The sequence below is a fragment of the Streptomyces maremycinicus genome (assembly GCF_001184025.1).
Classification (GTDB): Bacteria; Actinomycetota; Actinomycetes; order Streptomycetales; family Streptomycetaceae; genus Streptomyces; species Streptomyces maremycinicus.
In genome coordinates this window covers 935-2,620 of the sequence record NZ_BBYG01000033.1, presented here as the reverse complement: position 1 = coordinate 2,620, position 1,686 = coordinate 935, and the positions used below count along the sequence as shown (strand labels likewise).

Sequence of the window (1,686 nt, the reverse complement as noted above, 5' to 3'; positions counted from 1 at the left end):
TCGTGACTGCGTGCCTTTTGAAGAATGAGCCTGCGAGTTTGCGGTGTGTTGCGAGGTTAACCCGAGTGGGGCAGCCGTAGCGAAAGCGAGTCCGAACAGGGCGTTTCAGTAGCACGCTCAAGACCCGAAGCGGAGTGATCTAGCCATGGGCAGGTTGAAGCGGAGGTAAGACTTCGTGGAGGACCGAACCCACCAGGGTTGAAAACCTGGGGGATGACCTGTGGTTAGGGGTGAAAGGCCAATCAAACTCCGTGATAGCTGGTTCTCCCCGAAATGCATTTAGGTGCAGCGTCGTGTGTTTCTTGCCGGAGGTAGAGCACTGGATAGGCGATGGGCCCTACCGGGTTACTGACCTTAGCCAAACTCCGAATGCCGGTAAGTGAGAGCGCGGCAGTGAGACTGTGGGGGATAAGCTCCATGGTCGAGAGGGAAACAGCCCAGAGCATCGACTAAGGCCCCTAAGCGTACGCTAAGTGGGAAAGGATGTGGAGTCGCACAGACAACCAGGAGGTTGGCTTAGAAGCAGCCACCCTTGAAAGAGTGCGTAATAGCTCACTGGTCTAGTGATTCCGCGCCGACAATGTAGCGGGGCTCAAGCGTACCGCCGAAGTCGTGTCATTCATACAACAGGGCCAACGCCTGTATGGATGGGTAGGGGAGCGTCGTGTGCCGGGTGAAGCAGCCGCGGAAGCGAGTTGTGGACGGTTCACGAGTGAGAATGCAGGCATGAGTAGCGATACACACGTGAGAAACGTGTGCGCCGATTGACTAAGGGTTCCTGGGTCAAGCTGATCTGCCCAGGGTAAGTCGGGACCTAAGGCGAGGCCGACAGGCGTAGTCGATGGATAACCGGTTGATATTCCGGTACCCGCTGTGAAGCGTCAAACATCGAACCAGGCGATGCTAAGTCCGTGAAGCCGTTCCGGACCCTTCGGGGAAAGGAAAGTGGTGGAGCCGACGAACCAGACTTGCAGTAGGTGAGTGATGGGGTGACGCAGGAAGGTAGTCCATCCCGGGCGGTGGTTGTCCCGGGGTAAGGGTGTAGGACGGTGTGTAGGCAAATCCGCACGCCACATAGTCTGAGACCTGATGCCGAGCCGATTGTGGCGAAGTGGATGATCCTATGCTGTCGAGAAAAGCCTCTAGCGAGTTTCATGGCGGCCCGTACCCTAAACCGACTCAGGTGGTCAGGTAGAGAATACCGAGGCGTTCGGGTGAACTATGGTTAAGGAACTCGGCAAAATGCCCCCGTAACTTCGGGAGAAGGGGGGCCATCACTGGTGAGAGGACTTGCTCCTCGAGCTGGGGGTGGCCGCAGAGACCAGCGAGAAGCGACTGTTTACTAAAAACACAGGTCCGTGCGAAGCCGTAAGGCGATGTATACGGACTGACGCCTGCCCGGTGCTGGAACGTTAAGGGGACCGGTTAGTCACTCTTCGGGGTGGCGAAGCTGAGAACTTAAGCGCCAGTAAACGGCGGTGGTAACTATAACCATCCTAAGGTAGCGAAATTCCTTGTCGGGTAAGTTCCGACCTGCACGAATGGCGTAACGACTTCTCGACTGTCTCAACCATAGGCCCGGTGAAATTGCACTACGAGTAAAGATGCTCGTTTCGCGCAGCAGGACGGAAAGACCCCGGGACCTTTACTACAGTTTGATATTGGTGTTCGGTTCGGCTTGTGTAG

The 1,686-nt window shown here is 56.3% G+C and carries 1 other annotated feature (running past both ends of the window).

From position 1 onward, the window contains the following. Positions 1-1,686, top strand: a sequence feature (mutual gap in cmsearch alignment for this rRNA model is longer than 100) (it extends past both window edges: 1,264 nt to the left, 912 nt to the right).